Source organism: Enterobacter sp. 4974935, from assembly GCF_058661735.1.
Genome location: NZ_JBZWGT010000003.1, coordinates 465,668 through 480,809 on the forward strand (window position 1 = coordinate 465,668; position 15,142 = coordinate 480,809).

The 15,142-nt window shown below is 54.2% G+C and carries 14 protein-coding genes; 6 read left to right on the top strand and 8 right to left on the bottom strand.

What is annotated here, in order from left to right:
* Position 1 precedes the first annotated feature (1 nt).
* From AC4OVS_RS03415 to zupT, 5 genes are all read right to left on the bottom strand, one after another.
* The gene (locus AC4OVS_RS03415) at positions 2–1,063 is read right to left on the bottom strand and encodes a type 1 fimbrial protein (RefSeq protein ID WP_063149088.1); all 1,062 of its coding nucleotides are present in this window, start codon (positions 1,061–1,063) and stop codon (positions 2–4) included.
* Positions 1,047–1,808 (bottom strand): fimbrial biogenesis chaperone, encoded by a 762-nt coding sequence (locus tag AC4OVS_RS03420; protein ID WP_023298622.1) that lies wholly within the window; start codon positions 1,806–1,808, stop codon positions 1,047–1,049. The genes AC4OVS_RS03415 and AC4OVS_RS03420 overlap by 17 nt, the downstream gene beginning before the upstream one ends.
* Positions 1,809–1,817: 9 nt before the next feature.
* On the bottom strand, positions 1,818–4,262 hold the full coding sequence (locus AC4OVS_RS03425; RefSeq protein ID WP_491922752.1) for a fimbria/pilus outer membrane usher protein: 2,445 nt from the start codon (positions 4,260–4,262) through the stop codon (positions 1,818–1,820).
* Between the two features lie 76 nt (positions 4,263–4,338).
* Positions 4,339–4,899 carry a fimbrial protein gene (locus AC4OVS_RS03430; RefSeq protein ID WP_022649431.1) on the bottom strand — a complete coding sequence of 187 codons (561 nt, stop codon included), beginning with the start codon at positions 4,897–4,899 and terminating at the stop codon, positions 4,339–4,341.
* Positions 4,900–5,165: 266 nt separating this feature from the next.
* A complete protein-coding gene (gene zupT, locus AC4OVS_RS03435) occupies positions 5,166–5,939 on the bottom strand; it encodes a zinc transporter ZupT (protein ID WP_022649430.1) in 774 nt (257 codons plus the stop codon).
* Positions 5,940–6,069: 130 nt separating this feature from the next.
* Here zupT and ygiD point away from each other — a divergent pair, with 130 nt between their 5' ends.
* Positions 6,070–6,858 (top strand): 4,5-DOPA-extradiol-dioxygenase, encoded by a 789-nt coding sequence (gene ygiD, locus AC4OVS_RS03440; protein ID WP_180243880.1) that lies wholly within the window; start codon positions 6,070–6,072, stop codon positions 6,856–6,858.
* An 81-nt stretch (positions 6,859–6,939) separates the two neighbouring features.
* On the opposite strand, the gene AC4OVS_RS03445 is transcribed toward ygiD, so the two are convergent.
* The 3 genes from AC4OVS_RS03445 to tolC all read right to left on the bottom strand — a co-directional run bounded on the left by AC4OVS_RS03445 (position 6,940) and on the right by tolC (position 10,437).
* Complete coding sequence (locus AC4OVS_RS03445; protein ID WP_022649428.1) at positions 6,940–8,100, bottom strand: glutathionylspermidine synthase family protein; 1,161 nt, start codon at positions 8,098–8,100, stop codon at positions 6,940–6,942.
* A 2-nt stretch (positions 8,101–8,102) separates the two neighbouring features.
* Positions 8,103–8,768 (bottom strand): DUF1190 family protein, encoded by a 666-nt coding sequence (locus tag AC4OVS_RS03450; RefSeq protein WP_006811983.1) that lies wholly within the window; start codon positions 8,766–8,768, stop codon positions 8,103–8,105.
* Positions 8,769–8,958: 190 nt separating this feature from the next.
* Complete coding sequence (gene tolC, locus AC4OVS_RS03455) at positions 8,959–10,437, bottom strand: outer membrane channel protein TolC (protein ID WP_022649426.1); 1,479 nt, start codon at positions 10,435–10,437, stop codon at positions 8,959–8,961.
* Between the two features lie 203 nt (positions 10,438–10,640).
* Between tolC and nudF the strand changes: the two genes are divergently transcribed.
* From nudF to parE, 5 genes are read left to right on the top strand one after another with little or no spacing between them, the layout of a single operon-like run.
* On the top strand, positions 10,641–11,273 hold the full coding sequence (gene nudF, locus AC4OVS_RS03460) for an ADP-ribose diphosphatase (RefSeq protein WP_022649425.1): 633 nt from the start codon (positions 10,641–10,643) through the stop codon (positions 11,271–11,273).
* Complete coding sequence (locus tag AC4OVS_RS03465; protein WP_491922179.1) at positions 11,270–11,692, top strand: DUF1249 family protein; 423 nt, start codon at positions 11,270–11,272, stop codon at positions 11,690–11,692. The genes nudF and AC4OVS_RS03465 overlap by 4 nt, the downstream gene beginning before the upstream one ends.
* A 27-nt stretch (positions 11,693–11,719) precedes the next feature.
* Positions 11,720–12,547, top strand: a complete 828-nt coding sequence (cpdA, locus tag AC4OVS_RS03470) for a 3',5'-cyclic-AMP phosphodiesterase (protein WP_023298619.1) — start codon at positions 11,720–11,722, stop codon at positions 12,545–12,547.
* Positions 12,547–13,128, top strand: coding sequence for an esterase YqiA (gene yqiA / locus AC4OVS_RS03475; RefSeq protein ID WP_022649423.1), 582 nt, complete (start codon positions 12,547–12,549; stop codon positions 13,126–13,128). Before cpdA ends, yqiA begins: the two co-directional genes overlap by 1 nt.
* Before the next feature lie 28 nt (positions 13,129–13,156).
* Positions 13,157–15,049 carry a DNA topoisomerase IV subunit B gene (gene parE / locus AC4OVS_RS03480; RefSeq protein WP_022649422.1) on the top strand — a complete coding sequence of 631 codons (1,893 nt, stop codon included), beginning with the start codon at positions 13,157–13,159 and terminating at the stop codon, positions 15,047–15,049.
* Positions 15,050–15,142 lie beyond the last annotated feature (93 nt).

Below are 15,142 nucleotides of genomic sequence, written 5' to 3' on the forward strand. Positions count from 1 at the left end.
TCTAGTGGTAGTTAATTTTGAACAGTACCACGGTTTCAAACGGCCCGGACTGAATCGCTTTTCCTTCATCCCGCGAAAGTTCAGCCGTGTAGTTTTGCTCAAGATTCATCATATCGCCCGTAAAATCGGCGTATTCCTTGTACTGGTTGAATGTGTAAGGCTCCGTTCCGTTAAGAATACGCAGCTTTAACCCATTCCCTATCAGTACCGCGGTGTCGTCTGCGCTGAGCGTTTCGGTTGTGTAAAATGACGAGTCCATCTTAAATCCGTCCGAGCACTGGGCATCCTGCACTTTGGTGGTTCGAATTGAAAACGTGCGAATACGCTTCTGCTGATTCACAATGTCGCGCGCACTGAAGGTGCCGAAGTCGATCTCCTGATTCTCAGGGTAAATGCTAAACGTCGCCCCGCAATCAAGGACCGTAATGTTTTGCAGCCCGTTGATGTGATACTTCAGGTTCTTCGCGTCGGCCATCTGATTAACGCCACCCTTACCGTCAAATTGCACAACGATGTAATCGCTGAGCGAACTGACATAGCCATGCGGCGGCACAGCCTTTATTCTCACGAAAAGTCGTAATCGGGCGACGAACGTGCGCGAAATATGGATATCATCCGGATTACCAGAGCAAATGCGATTCTCCCACCCCATCTGGCGGATTTGAGCAGGGGTGTAAATAGTGATGTTATTGTTGTCCAGACACTGGCGGGTATCCACGCCGTTGGGCTGACCTGTAGCATCGTAATCTATACCTTCATAGGTGACGCCCAGTTCATAGTAGGGATCGGTTGCGGCAGGATAAGGATTTACCCAGGCAAAGACATCTTCCGGCTTAAAATTGCTCGAGACGTTGTTATCACACGTCACCGGAATCTTAATGTCATCAGACTCCCATATTTTTTGGCCAATTTGGGCGTTGCTGGGTATGGCAAAGGGGGAGATCGTTTTTGTCTCCTCGACGGAACCGCCAGAGCCACCCAGATAACAGTTAAGCGCCATCGCATCTTCCAAAGGTAGCGCTGAAAGCAGCAATGTAAGCAGGACACTAGCGAGCTTTCGCATCTTTATCGATTTTCCGTTCGGTAAGTTTACATTGCGCCGTTCCGGTGCACTGCACGTCGACTTTTTTCAGGGCACCGTAATCGTCGATATAGCCGATGCTGTAATAACTACCGTGGTAATCGCCGGTAGACGCGGTTGCCGTGGCGAAAGGCGCAATCATCAGACTGTCAAAACCCGGCAGCATGGTTTTAGCATTTTTGCTCAGCCACGCCAGCGTGATGTAGTACGGCGTAGGGTTGTGGACCGTGAGCCCATTCGCGTTGGCGGAAATTTCCATTCGCATTTCAGTCAGTTCGCCGGATTTTTTGCTAATCGCTTCTGGACGCCAGAACAGCTTAATTCGGCTCTGCATTGCTACCTGCATCACGCTGCGCTCCTCGCTGGCGCTGGTGTTTTTTGGCGGTACTTCACGCAGGTTGAAATAAAACAGCGATTCCCTGTCTCCTGGCAGCTGGCGAGTAGCGGCTTGTTTAACAATCCTTATCTGCGACGAGGTGCCCGCTTCGATACGTTGAATGGGGGGAAGCGCCATAAAGTGCGTATCTTCTTTTTGTCCCTTTTCATCTTCAATCCAGGAGAGCGCCAGATAAGGCAGCACCTTGCTCTGATTGTCCACTTTCAGGCTGCTGGCCTTGTCGCTTTCTGGAAAAACAATGCGCGTGCGGTCCAGATTAATGGCTGCGTGGGTAGCAAATGCTGTGCTGGTTAGCATCAGGCACAGGCTTTTAAACGGCGTTAATTTCATGATGATTTCTTACTGACACGGCAGTATCAACTGCATACTGTTTTCTAAGTGAGAAGGTAACGAGAAGCGACACTGTTGGTTGTCGCCCCATGTCACGCGAAACTGCTGTTCTGGCTCAACGGCGGCCAGCCAGACGCGGCCTTCATCGGCCACCATCCCAACCTGCAAATTGCTTGCTTCCAGGCGAACAATCGCCCCGAGAGGTGGCGCTCCTGATGACATTCGCAGAACGCCTGTCACGTCCTTACCTGCGCGCGTGGCAATCTGACGATAACCAATGGCTCCCTCAGTCCAGGTTGAGGTCACGACGCGGTTGTCTACGTCCACGCCATCAGGGAGGTTGTTCAGATTGACCTGCACGCTGGAGGGGGAATAGCTGGAGAATGACGGTAAAACGCCGATGCCAAAACGGTTGGTCTCATCTCGCGACATGTTCAGCGGGATATTGCCTACCCCGTCGGTGCTGACCATCACACGAGGTTCATTACCGTAGCTGCGCCGGTGCAGCGCGGCGCCTTTCGCCGTTGAGGTGAAGGAACCACTCCAGCTCGCGCTGAGGGAGTTATATTCGTCAGCTTTATAGCTGCCTGAGAGATTGAGATCGCCGTACGTAGAATAATGCTGATAATTCCCGCTGACCTGCGCGCCGGAATCTGGCTTTCCGCTCTCCGCGCCTGCGGAAACGCCCCAGGTATTATTGCGATCCGACGTGTCATACCACGACACGTTATGACTCAGCGCTTCGCTGTTACGCAGGTCATAGTTAAGACGATGATCGGGATCGAGCGGTACGCTGAGCGAGAGATAGAACTGAGTATCGTCACTTTCGTCTTCCTCATCGTAATGCGTTTTACTCCAGGACAGGGTTACGCCGAGGTTCTTCCAGCGGCCCATATCAAAGTTGTAGCCCGCCGTGATGCTGCCGGTCGTGGAAGGTGAATCATTCCACCATGTCTGACGCAGCATGTTGACGTACAGGTTCAGGGATAACGCTGAAATGTACTGGCTTGCCGTCACGCTCAGGGTTTGTTTCTCCGACTGGCGGTCACCGTCGTCATAATCAAGGTAGCGGGCGTAGCTCAAAAACTGGGGGTCTGAGTAGCGGTAGCTGGCAAGCGTAAGCTGACTGCCGGTGGTATCGAAACGCTTGCTGTAGTTAATGCGATAGCTGTAACCCGTCTGACTGCGCTGGTGTGGCAGCTGGCTGGTGGCCTGCGTGACGTCAAAAGAGAGCGCCCCCAGCCAGGCCATATTCTGGCCGATCCCGGCAGCGACGGAACGATAACCGTCGCCATCAGTCAGCGTGCCGCCATACAGGGAGGTGTGTGACAGCATGCCCCAGGAAAATTCGCCGCTCATGAAGGCGTTATCTTCAACGTTATGGGAGGCACCCTGGCGCGCTTTACCCGCCGCGAACTTGTAGCGAACCTGACCCTTGCGCGTTAAAAACGGCACGGACTCGGCAGAGACCTGGAATGTGCTGACGCGGCCGTCCTCTTCCGTGACTTTGACGTCCAGCGTGCCCTGAACCGACTGGTTAAGATCCTGAATAACAAACGGGCCTGGTGGCACTTTACTTTGGTAAATCACGCGATCGGCAAGGCTTACGGTCACCGTGGCGTTGGTTTGCGCTATCCCGGTAATCTGCGGGGCATAGCCGCGCAGCGACCATGGCAGCATACGTTCTTCGCTGATTAGCGATGCGCCGGTATAGGTAAAGGCGTCAAAAATTGCGGACTGGAAATCCGTTTCACCCAGCGTTAGTTTCGCTCCGATTGAGGGCAGAGGGCGGAACATATATACGCGTGAAAAACGGCCATCCTGCTCTGAGCCTGCTTCAGTATCGCTTCGCGTGTACTGGTAATCGCTTCGCAGGCGCCACGCGCCCATGTTCGCACCGACGGTGCCATAGGTATTGGCGTTGTTATTGCTGCTGCCGCTATTGGGCTGATAATGGCTGGCAAAAAGATTGTAATCCAGCAGTACGCCCGGCACGCCGTTGTCCCAGGTGGATGGCGGCATCCAGTCCACCGCACGGTATTGCAGCCACGCCTGGGGGATCGTCACATTCAGGGATTGGCTATCTTGCTCAAACGTAAATCTGATGTCTGGTCTGGCGGCGAAATCAACGCATCCCTCTTTTTCTGGCAAAGCGTGACGAACCTCATCCTGTAACGCAAATGTATCGGCCAGTTCGGGAGGAATACACACTTGAACTGCATTATTTATTTCTCTCCAGCGAAGGAGCCAGCCATTTGCCAGCGGAATATCATTAACTGAAACCGTAACGAAATAGCTTCCCGGCGTAACCGATATTTGATCTTTAAAACGTGACAAATCGACGCTGCCGCGCTGATCTTTATCGATGGCGTTTATATTAAATTCAGTGGCAGAGGTAAGTCTCGTCATTAACAGGGATGCAATGATGATTATCCATTGTAATTTGTATGTCATCATCCTGTTACTCGAATATATATAGGATGCCGACCGGCATGAATTACCAGTCGGCTAATACTGTGACGTAACAGAACTATTTGTACAACAGGACGTAGTTAGCCGTGGCTTCAACCTGGCCTGCCGTCGCAGTTTTACCCGTGGGGACTTCCATAACCGCTTTGAAATGCAGCGTCTGGGTGGTTGATCCTGCCAGCAACTCAACCTCGTTGGATTCTCCCAGCGTGATAGCAGCCTCCGCATTATCCAGCAGACGTACACCCACGTTCTGCGCACCACTTGCATAGGTGTTACTCATCAGGCTGGTGTCTGTCGCGTCTGTCGCTGCGCTGGTGAAGGTGACATCCACTTTGGTAATTGGCGTGTCGGTTTCGTCTGCCGGATCGTCAAGCTGGCAGTTTTCCAGATTAATATCGACCGGAACCGGCGTGGATTTTTTGTTGGCGTTGATAACGGCCGTAGTCACTTCACCCAGATCGACTTCTTTATCAACGCTGTCTGGTGCGATGCTGCACGGTGCGTCAATAACAACACCTTTGAATTTGATTTTGCCAGAGCCTTGATCTTCAGCAAAAGCAGAACCCGACACAATGCCAGCCATAGCCGCTGCTAACAGTAATTTCTTACCCATATACATGGAAATATCCTTTTTCAGAGTGATTCATAATGTGAATATTAATTTCAGAATACTTGCAAAGTATACGGATTGGGGTGGGAATACGCGATTAACGTGACTTAAATATATTTGTAGGTGCTTTTAGTTAATATTTTCAGGCTATCTTAAGAGACGCCTTTTTTTGAAATTCTAATGGGTTTATATTTGGTGGGTTATTATAGGGTAAATATATAGGATTGTTATTTTGAATAGTATAATGCCTCCGTATGAAACGGAGGCATTAATTCTTAACCAATACCTGCCGTTTGTAGCAGAACCAGACTCATCCCCATCACTGACATTCCACACAGCACGCCGTAGCTTGGGTTATTGTTGGGATCGATCTCTTTTGCCAGCGGCATCAGCTCATCGACAGAGAGCGCGACCATAATTCCGGCCACGGCAGCCATAATTGCAGCCATTACAACCGGGGATACGAGGCTACCGAGGATCAGCCACGCCAGCACGCCGCCGAGAATTTCAGCCATCCCGGAGATACCCGCCCAAAAGACAGCTGTACGTTTTGAACCCGTGGCGGCATAAACGGGCCCGGCAACGGCAAGTCCTTCAGGAATATTGTGCAAAGCAACGGCCAGCGCGACACCAAAACCCATTTCCAGGTTGCTGCTGGCCGTGACATAGGTGGCGATACCTTCCGGAAAGTTATGCAGGCTGATACCCAGCGTCAGCAGAATGGCCGTGCGTTTGATATTGCCAGGGATGGGGGCAACGCTTTTTTGCATTAGATCCTGCGGGTGCGCGTGAGGAAGGATACGGTCGAGTGCAAAATAACCCAGCAGGCCAATGATAAACATGCCATAGCCCAGAACAGGCGACATCCCTTCGGCGTGAAGCGCGGCGGGCAGCATCTCCATCAGCGAGATAAGCAGCATGATCCCGGCGGCGAAACCCAGCGAGAAGGCCAGCAGGCGATTAGAGGGTTTTTGACCGAGTACCCCAAGGAACGCACCGATAAAGGTCGCGGCGCCCGCAAGTAAGGTCAAAATCAAAGGTACTGACATGCATTCTCCTTAAGCGATATCTGGCATTCAAATTTCCTGATGATGATCTTCACGGTTATCTACGTTCATCTTCACCTGAATGCGCGTAATGTAGGCCCATCACTTTGTCACTTCCTCTAAGGATATCACCATGTCTCCTTCTCGTATGCCAGCACTGTTTTTAGGCCATGGCAGCCCCATGAACGTTCTGGAAGATAACGTCTATACCCGCGCCTGGCGTCAACTGGGTAAGACGTTACCGCGTCCGAAGGCAATTGTGGTGGTCTCTGCGCACTGGTTTACCCGGGGTACCGGCGTGACGGCCATGGAAGCGCCAAAAACGATCCATGATTTTGGCGGTTTTCCGCAGGCGCTGTACGATACGCATTATCCGGCCCCCGGTTCGCCTGAGCTGGCGCAGCGGCTGGTTGATCTGCTCGCCCCTGTTCCGGTTGCGCTGGACAAAGAAGCCTGGGGCTTTGACCATGGCTCGTGGGGCGTGCTGATTAAGATGTATCCTGATGCGGATATCCCGATGGTGCAACTGAGTATCGACAGCACCAAACCGGCTGCCTGGCACATGGAGATGGGGCGTAAGCTGGCTTCGCTTCGTGATGAGGGCATCATGCTGATTGCCAGTGGCAACGTGGTGCATAACCTGCGTACGGTACGCTGGCACGGTGAAAATACGCCTTACCCCTGGGCAGCGGCCTTTAATGACTATGTAAAAGACAACCTGACCTGGCAAGGGCCGGTCGAACGGCACCCTTTGGTGAACTATCTGGATCACGACGGCGGTTCGCTCTCTAACCCGACGCCGGAACACTTCTTGCCATTGCTGTATGTATTAGGCGCATGGGACGGTCAGGAGGTTATCACAACACCGGTCGACGGTATTGAGATGGGGAGCTTAAGTATGCTGTCGGTGCAGGTGGGGTAAAACATGCCCGGTGGCGCTGCGCTTACCGGGCCTACGCTCAACATGTAGGCCGGGTAAGGCGAAGCCGCCACCCGGCAAGTCTTATTCAATAAAAATATGCGGGTAGAAACGCGACAGATCCTGCGTAATCAGCGCGCGATCTTCGCGAATACCAATCCCGGCAGGCTGATCGTTAATAAGCCAGCTGCCGATCAGCGTATAGCTGTCGCCAAACTTCGGCAGTTGATAAAACGCCTGGACGATCATCCCTTCCTCACCGTACGGCCCTTCAACCGCTTCCAGCGTTTTACCGTTTTCGATAATCGAGACGTTCGCGCCTTCACGGGAGAAGATTGGCTTAACGACGTATTTCTCCATCGGCGGGAAATCATCTTCGGCAAAGTAAGCAGGCAGCAGGTTCGGGTGGTTCGGGAACATCTCCCACAGCATTGGCAGCAGGGCTTTATTGGAGATAATGCTCTTCCAGGCTGGTTCCAGCCAGCGCACACCGGCGTCTTCCAGCTTGGTAGAAAACATTTCGCGCAGCATGTATTCCCACGGGTAGAGCTTGAACAGGTTGCTGATCACCTGATCCTGCGTGTCCGTAAACTGACCTTTTTCACCTAAACCGATCTCTTCGATATAGAGGAATTCCGTCGCCACTTCCGCTTCGGCTGCGCAGTCCTGCAAATACTGAACCGTACCGCGATCTTCTTCGGTATCGCGACAGCAGGCGAGGTGCAACAGGTTGAAACCGTGCTGTTCACGCAGTTCGGCGAAACGCTCAATCAGTTTTTCCTGAAGGCTGTTGAACTGGTCGCTGCCTTCCGGCAAGTTTCCGGCATTCGCCTGATCTTCCAGCCAGATCCACTGGAAGAACGCGGCTTCGTACAGGGAGGTTGGCGTATCTGCGTTGTTTTCTAAAAGCTTCGGTTCACCCACGCCATCCCATGCCAAATCGAGGCGAGAGTAGAGCGAAGGCTGGTTCGTTTTCCAGGACTGACGAACAAAGCTCCAGGTGTGCTTCGGAATGCGGAATTTGGTCATCAGCTCATCGCTGTCGATGACTTTCTCTACCACCTTCAGGCACATCTGGTGCAGTTCTGCGGTCACCTCTTCAAGCTTTTCGACCTGCGCGAGCGTGAGCTTATAGTAAGCGTCTTCACACCAGTACGGCTCGCCGTACATGGTGTGAAAGTTGAAACCGTATTCGGTGGCTTTTTCGCGCCAGTCCGGGCGCTCGACAATACTGACTCGTTCCATGATCAGCCGCCCATTGAGCGAGTCGAAGAGCCGGTCGCACTACGCTGCATGGTGGTTTGTTTCGCCACAGACTCACCGAAGCCGCCACGGGTAATGGTGCTGGTAGTGGCTGGTTTCGGTGCCATCGCGGTTTTCGGTACGGTCATCGTACGGCCAGGCGTTGCAGCACCGTAACCCTTGCCGGTGGCATCGGTGTATTTACCGTACGCCGGGCTGTTTGGGTTTTTAGAACTAAACAGCGGTTGCTGCTGGTAGCCCGCGCCGCCGCTCATCAGACGGCCCATCATATAACCCGCCATCAGAGGCATCCAGAAGCTACCGCTGGACTGTGCCTGCGCCTGGTTTTCCGGCGCCATACCTGCCTGAGCAGGAGCCTGCTGGCACTGGCCTTCGCCGAATTCGGCTACACAGTCTTCGCGTGAGGCATATTTCGGCGCGGTACGTTCTGCCTCTTTCAGGGCGTTGTTATAGGCCGTCGTACACTCGGCGGCTTTACCGGTTGCGCTCGCACAATCGTCAGCGTTTTGATAGAGCGACACCGTTTCGTCGCTTTGCTCACAGCCTGCCAGCATAAAGACGGCGGTGACCGCCAGCGCGACAGGTGTCAGGTGGCGTGCGTTCCAGCTTTTGCGGAACGACGCGTGATTCATCGTTTTTGTCCGTTTCATATTTGTCTTCCAGGACCCAGGGGTATTAACGCTCAGGATAGAGGATGAGTGGTTGAAAATGAAGCGAAGAGGGGCGAAATCCGGGGGATCTTTACGTTGGCTTACGTTCGGGGGGGATTAATGTGCTCCCTCTCCCTGTGGGAGAGGGCTGGGGTGAGGGCATCAGGCCGCATTGGGCCTGATGACACACTTAGTTACGGAACGGATTCGTGCCGCTGCTCGCAGGTGAGGTGCTGCGCGCTGCCGCTGGCTGTGCAACCGGGGCGCTGCCGTTAGCGTTGAAGTTATCAACCGCGGCATCCTGCTCTGGATTTTCCGGCGCCACGCTGTCAGGCGACGTGGATACCGGTTTACCCAGCGTACTGTTCAGCATTTGCAGATCCTGCTCGTTCAGCGTACCCAGCGCCTGCTTGATGTTCAGCTGGTTAATCAGGTACTGGTAACGTGCGCTGGAGAGCTGCTGTTTCGCGTTATACAGTGTGGTCGTTGCGTCTAACACGTCAACGATGGTACGCGTACCGACGGAGTAGCCTGCTTCCATCGCGTCCAGAGAGCTTTGCGCAGAGACAACGGCCTGTTTGTAGGCGTTGATGCTACTGATAGAGGCATTGACGTTGTTAAAGGAAGAACGCACGGTCTGCACCACGTTGCGGTGCGCGCTTTCCAGCTGCTCGCTGGCACCCACAAAGTTGTACTGCGCCTGTTTCACCTGAGAGTTAACCATCCCGCCCTGGTACAGCGGCAGAGAGAAGCTGAGGCCCACTTTGTTCTGGCCAACGTTGCTGTCGTCATAGGCCTGAGACGTCGTTTTAGACCCGCTGTAGCTGGTATCCGATACGCCGGTAGAGGCGCTCAGGCTCAGGGTTGGCAGGTGACCATCCTGTGCAAGGCGGATCTGCTCGCGTGCCAGATCCTGGCTCAGGCGCGCCTGCAATAAGGTCAGGTTACGGTTTTCCGCTTCTTTCAGCAGAGCATTAACCGCCTGCGGTTTGTCCGTTTTGAAACTGTCCACGTTCAGAGAGGCCAGCTCAGGATAGTAGTTACCGGTGACCTGACGCAGTGCTTCCAGTGCGTTGTCGAGGTTGTTACGTGCGGTCACTTCGTTAGCCAGTACGGTATCGTACTGTGAACGGGCGTTCTGCACGTCCGTGATCGCGACCAGGCCTACGTTAAAACGCTGGGTGGTTTGATCTAACTGGCGGTAAATCGCCTGTTTCTGCGCTTCGGTATAGGAGAGCGCGTCAATCGCGCTCAGTACCTGGAAATAGGCGGTCGCGGTATTCAGGATCAGCGTTTGCTGATCGGTCTGATAGGTGACATCCTGAATGCCTGCGCTCTTTTCCTGCAAACTCAGTTCACGCCATTTGGACATGTCGAACAGGGTCTGTGTAAGCTGTAAAGAGGCGCTGGTGGCATTCGAGTCGATGCCATTGTTATCGCGAAAACCGTTAGTGTAGGTATAATCTGCACCTAAGCCTAACTGCGGCAGCAGTGGACTACGTGCTTCGTTAATCTTTTCAAACGCAGCATCACGATCGGCCGCTGATTTACGTAAATCAGGGTTGCCCAGACGTGCCTGCTGGTAGACCTGTAACAGGTTCTCTGCCTGGCTCATTGCACTGAAGCCCGTCAGGCTCAGGCCGATAAGGATGGGGAGCAATTTCTTCATTTGCATTCCTTGTTGTGAAGCAGTATTAGCGCTGATCTAATTAAAAATAATTGCCGATTCTAACAGAATCATCCACACCAAAAGGTTGGCGTAACGTGCCATCTGGCGGTAATTTGCTCCAATCTACCATATAGCCATACAAACGGCAGCCAAACAGCCTTGAAATTCACAATTTCATCACCATTGCTACCAGGACTCGACCGATGCAAAAACCAGAAAACGTGCCTGTCACCTTCGCCAAAAACGATGTAGAAATTATTGCACGAGAAACGCTTTATAGCGGTTTTTTTTCAATGGAACTTTACCGTTTCAGGCATCGCCTGTTTAACGGTGAAATGAGCGGTGAAATCAAACGCGAAATTTTTGAGCGCGGGCATGCGGCAGTCTTGCTACCCTTTGACCCAGTGCGTGATGAAGTCGTGCTGGTCGAGCAGGTCCGTATTGCGGCGTATGATACCAGCGAAACGCCGTGGTTGCTGGAGATGGTGGCCGGGATGATCGAGGAGGGTGAGTCGGTCGAAGACGTCGCTCGCCGCGAGGCGCTGGAAGAGGCAGGCCTGGCGATCGGTCGGACGAAACCGGTGTTGAGCTACCTGGCAAGTCCGGGGGGAACAACGGAACGCTCATCTATTATGGTGGGCGAAGTGGACGCCACGACAGCGAAAGGGATCCACGGTCTGGCAGATGAAAACGAAGATATTCGGGTTCATGTGGTGAGTCGGGAGCAGGCTTACCAATGGGTAGAAGAGGGTTTAATCGACAACGCAGCGTCTGTCATCGCCTTGCAATGGCTGCAACTGCATCATCAGAATTTACGAAACGAGTGGAAAAAATGAAGCGCTATACACCTGACTTCCTAGAAATGATGCGCCTGTGCGAAACCAATTTCGCCCAGCTGCGCCGCCTGCTGCCGCGAAACGACGCGCCCGGCGAAACGGTAAGCTATCAGGTGAGCAACGCGCAGTATCGGTTAACGATAACAGAATCAACGCGCTACACTACGCTGGTGGAGATTGAGCAAACGGCGCCGAGCATCAGCTACTGGAGCCTGCCGTCAATGACGGTACGTCTTTATCATGATGCGATGGTCGCTGAAGTGTGTTCAAGCCAGCAGATCTTTCGCTTCAAAGCGCGGTATGATTATCCGAATAAAAAGTTGCATCAACGCGACGAAAAGCATCAAATTAACCAGTTTTTAGCCGACTGGCTAAGATATTGTTTAGCACATGGAGCAATGGCGATTCCGGTTTGTTAGCGTCATAAACCTACCTAAGGACACCATTTGGAAAGCCTGTTGAACCTGACTGTTGCTGGTGGGGCGCCAGTCAGGATATTACAAATCACCGACACCCACCTTTTTGCCGAAAAGCATGAGACGCTTCTGGGCGTGAACACCTGGGAGAGTTATCAGGCGGTTCTTGACGCGATCCATGCTGAAAAGCGGCCATGCGATCTGATCGTCGCGACAGGCGATCTGGCGCAGGATCAATCCTCCGCAGCCTATCAGCATTTCGCCGAAGGAATTGCGAGCTTTAGTGTGCCTTGCGTCTGGCTACCGGGCAATCACGATTTTCAGCCCGCCATGTACAGTTCGCTTCAGGAGGCGGGGATTTCGCCGGCAAAATGTGTCTTTACGGGGGACCAGTGGCAAATTCTGCTCCTCGACAGTCAGGTGTTTGGCGTTCCGCACGGTGAGTTGAGCGACTATCAGCTTGACTGGCTGGAGACAAAACTGGCCGCCGAACCGAATCGTAATACGCTGCTGTTACTGCATCATCATCCGCTGCCGGCGGGCTGTAGCTGGCTTGATCAGCACAGCTTACGCAACTCTGCGGCGCTGGATAGCGTGCTGGCGAAATTCCCGCGCGTGAAAAATTTGCTGTGTGGGCACATTCACCAGGAACAGGATCTCGACTGGAACGGTCGCCGCCTGCTCGCGACGCCGTCCACCTGCGTGCAGTTCAAGCCCCATTGCGCTAACTTCACGCTGGACACCATCGCACCGGGCTGGCGCTGGCTGGACCTGCATGCCGACGGCTCGCTGACCACCGAAGTGTGCCGTCTGGCTGGCGCGCAGTTCCGCCCGGATACCGCTTCAGAAGGCTATTGATGTCGACGCTCCTCTATCTGCACGGGTTCAACAGTTCTCCGCGTTCCGCAAAGGCGACGCAGTTTCGCCAGTGGCTGAGCGAACATCATCCGCACGTGGAGATGATTATTCCGCAGCTGCCCCCTTATCCGGCGGACGCGGCAGAAATGCTGGAATCGATTGTGCTTGAACACGGCGGCGAATCGTTTGGCGTTGTTGGCTCGTCCCTCGGCGGCTACTACGCCACCTGGCTGTCGCAATGCTTTATGGTGCCCGCTGTCGTCGTTAACCCGGCGGTCCGGCCATTTGAGCTATTAAGGGACTTTCTTGGCGAAAACGAGAACCCCTACACCGGCCAACAATATGTGCTAGAGTCACGCCATATTTACGATCTCAAAGTTATGCAGGTCGACCCGCTTGAAGCGCCCGATCTTATCTGGCTGCTGCAACAGACGGGAGATGAAGTGCTGGATTACCGCCAGGCAGTGGCGTATTACGCATCCTGCCGCCAGACTGTAGAAGAGGGCGGAAACCATGCTTTCACGGGCTTTGAAGATCATTTCACCCAGATTGTCGATTTTCTTGGACTGCACAGCCACTGACAATCAATGCGAATTGCTAGCTTAAATCATGACGCAAACCTATAACGCTGATGCCATTGAGGTACTCACCGGGCTTGAGCCGGTTCGCCGCCGCCCGGGGATGTACACCGATACGACGCGCCCAAACCACCTGGGCCAGGAAGTAATTGATAACAGTGTGGACGAAGCGCTGGCAGGTCATGCCAAACGCGTGGACGTTATCCTGCACGCCGATCAGTCGCTGGAAGTCATCGACGATGGCCGCGGCATGCCGGTGGATATTCACCCGGAAGAGGGGGTTCCTGCCGTTGAGCTGATCCTCTGCCGTCTGCATGCGGGCGGTAAGTTCTCCAACAAAAACTACCAGTTCTCTGGCGGCTTGCACGGCGTGGGGATCTCTGTGGTTAACGCCCTGTCAAAGCGCGTGGAAGTGAACGTCCGTCGCGACGGCCAGGTGTATAACATCGCGTTTGAAAACGGCGAAAAAGTGCAGGATTTGCAGGTCGTCGGGACGTGCGGTAAACGCAACACCGGCACCAGCGTCCATTTCTGGCCTGACGAAAGCTTCTTCGACAGCCCACGCTTTTCTGTTTCCCGCCTGACGCACCTGCTGAAAGCCAAAGCGGTGCTGTGCCCAGGCGTAGAAATCACCTTTAAAGATCACGTTAACAACACCGAACAGAGCTGGCGCTACGAAAAGGGTCTGAACGATTACCTATGCGAAGCGGTTAACGGCCTGCCGACCCTGCCGGAAAAACCGTTCGTCGGGAATTTCGAAGGTGATACCGAGGCGGTGGACTGGGCGCTGCTGTGGCTACCTGAAGGCGGTGAGCTGCTGACGGAAAGCTACGTCAACCTGATCCCAACGCTGCTCGGTGGGACGCACGTCAACGGCCTGCGTCAGGGTCTGCTGGATGCGATGCGCGAGTTCTGCGAATACCGCAACATTCTGCCGCGCGGCGTGAAGCTTTCCGCAGAAGATATCTGGGACCGCTGCGCCTACGTGCTTTCCGTGAAAATGCAGGATCCGCAGTTTGCCGGTCAGACTAAAGAGCGCCTGTCGTCACGCCAGTGTGCGGCGTTTGTTTCCGGCGTGGTGAAAGATGCGTTTACCCTGTGGCTGAACCAGAACGTTCAGGCCGCAGAAATGCTGGCTGAAATGGCGATCTCCAGCGCCCAGCGTCGTCTGCGCGCGGCGAAGAAAGTGGTGCGTAAAAAACTGACCAGCGGCCCCGCGCTGCCGGGCAAGCTGGCGGATTGTACCGCGCAGGATCTCAACCGCACCGAGCTTTTCCTGGTGGAAGGGGACTCGGCGGGCGGATCGGCCAAGCAGGCGCGCGATCGTGAGTATCAGGCGATCATGCCGCTCAAGGGTAAGATCCTGAATACCTGGGAAGTCTCGTCTGATGAAGTGCTGGCCTCGCAGGAAGTACACGACATCTCCGTGGCGATCGGCATCGATCCGGACAGCGACGATCTGAGCCAGCTGCGCTACGGCAAGATCTGTATCCTCGCGGATGCGGACTCCGATGGCCTGCACATCGCCACGCTGCTGTGCGCGCTGTTCGTGAAGCACTTCCGCGCGCTGGTGAAAAACGGTCACGTCCACGTGGCGCTGCCGCCGCTGTACCGTATCGACCTTGGCAAAGAAGTCTACTATGCGCTGACGGAAGAAGAGAAAGCGGGCGTGCTGGAACAGCTGAAGCGCAAGAAGGGCAAACCGAACGTGCAGCGCTTTAAGGGGCTGGGCGAGATGAACCCGATGCAGCTTCGCGAAACGACGTTGGATCCGAACACGCGCCGTCTGGTGCAGCTGACGATCAGCGACGAAGACGAACAGCAAACCAACGCCATGATGGATATGCTCCTTGCCAAGAAACGTTCGGAAGACCGACGTAACTGGCTGCAGGAGAAAGGCGATATGGCGGATATTGAGGCCTGATGCTGAAAAAGCCCTGCGATGCAGGGCTTTTTTTTGCCCGGTGGCGCTGCGCTTACCGGGCCTACGATCGATCCCCTCGCCCCTCTGGGGAGA

Bases quoted from the DNA above. Each gene is read 5' to 3' on its own strand.
- AC4OVS_RS03415 (WP_063149088.1), bottom strand. From the start codon at position 1,063: ATGCGAAAGCTCGCTAGTGTCCTGCTTACATTGCTGCTTTCAGCGCTA.
- AC4OVS_RS03420 (WP_023298622.1), bottom strand. From the start codon at position 1,808: ATGAAATTAACGCCGTTTAAAAGCCTGTGCCTGATGCTAACCAGCACA.
- AC4OVS_RS03425 (WP_491922752.1), bottom strand. From the start codon at position 4,262: ATGACATACAAATTACAATGGATAATCATCATTGCATCCCTGTTAATG.
- AC4OVS_RS03430 (WP_022649431.1), bottom strand. From the start codon at position 4,899: ATGTATATGGGTAAGAAATTACTGTTAGCAGCGGCTATGGCTGGCATT.
- zupT (WP_022649430.1), bottom strand. From the start codon at position 5,939: ATGTCAGTACCTTTGATTTTGACCTTACTTGCGGGCGCCGCGACCTTT.
- ygiD (WP_180243880.1), top strand. From the start codon at position 6,070: ATGTCTCCTTCTCGTATGCCAGCACTGTTTTTAGGCCATGGCAGCCCC.
- AC4OVS_RS03445 (WP_022649428.1), bottom strand. From the start codon at position 8,100: ATGGAACGAGTCAGTATTGTCGAGCGCCCGGACTGGCGCGAAAAAGCC.
- AC4OVS_RS03450 (WP_006811983.1), bottom strand. From the start codon at position 8,768: ATGAAACGGACAAAAACGATGAATCACGCGTCGTTCCGCAAAAGCTGG.
- tolC (WP_022649426.1), bottom strand. From the start codon at position 10,437: ATGAAGAAATTGCTCCCCATCCTTATCGGCCTGAGCCTGACGGGCTTC.
- nudF (WP_022649425.1), top strand. From the start codon at position 10,641: ATGCAAAAACCAGAAAACGTGCCTGTCACCTTCGCCAAAAACGATGTA.
- AC4OVS_RS03465 (WP_491922179.1), top strand. From the start codon at position 11,270: ATGAAGCGCTATACACCTGACTTCCTAGAAATGATGCGCCTGTGCGAA.
- yqiA (WP_022649423.1), top strand. From the start codon at position 12,547: ATGTCGACGCTCCTCTATCTGCACGGGTTCAACAGTTCTCCGCGTTCC.
- parE (WP_022649422.1), top strand. From the start codon at position 13,157: ATGACGCAAACCTATAACGCTGATGCCATTGAGGTACTCACCGGGCTT.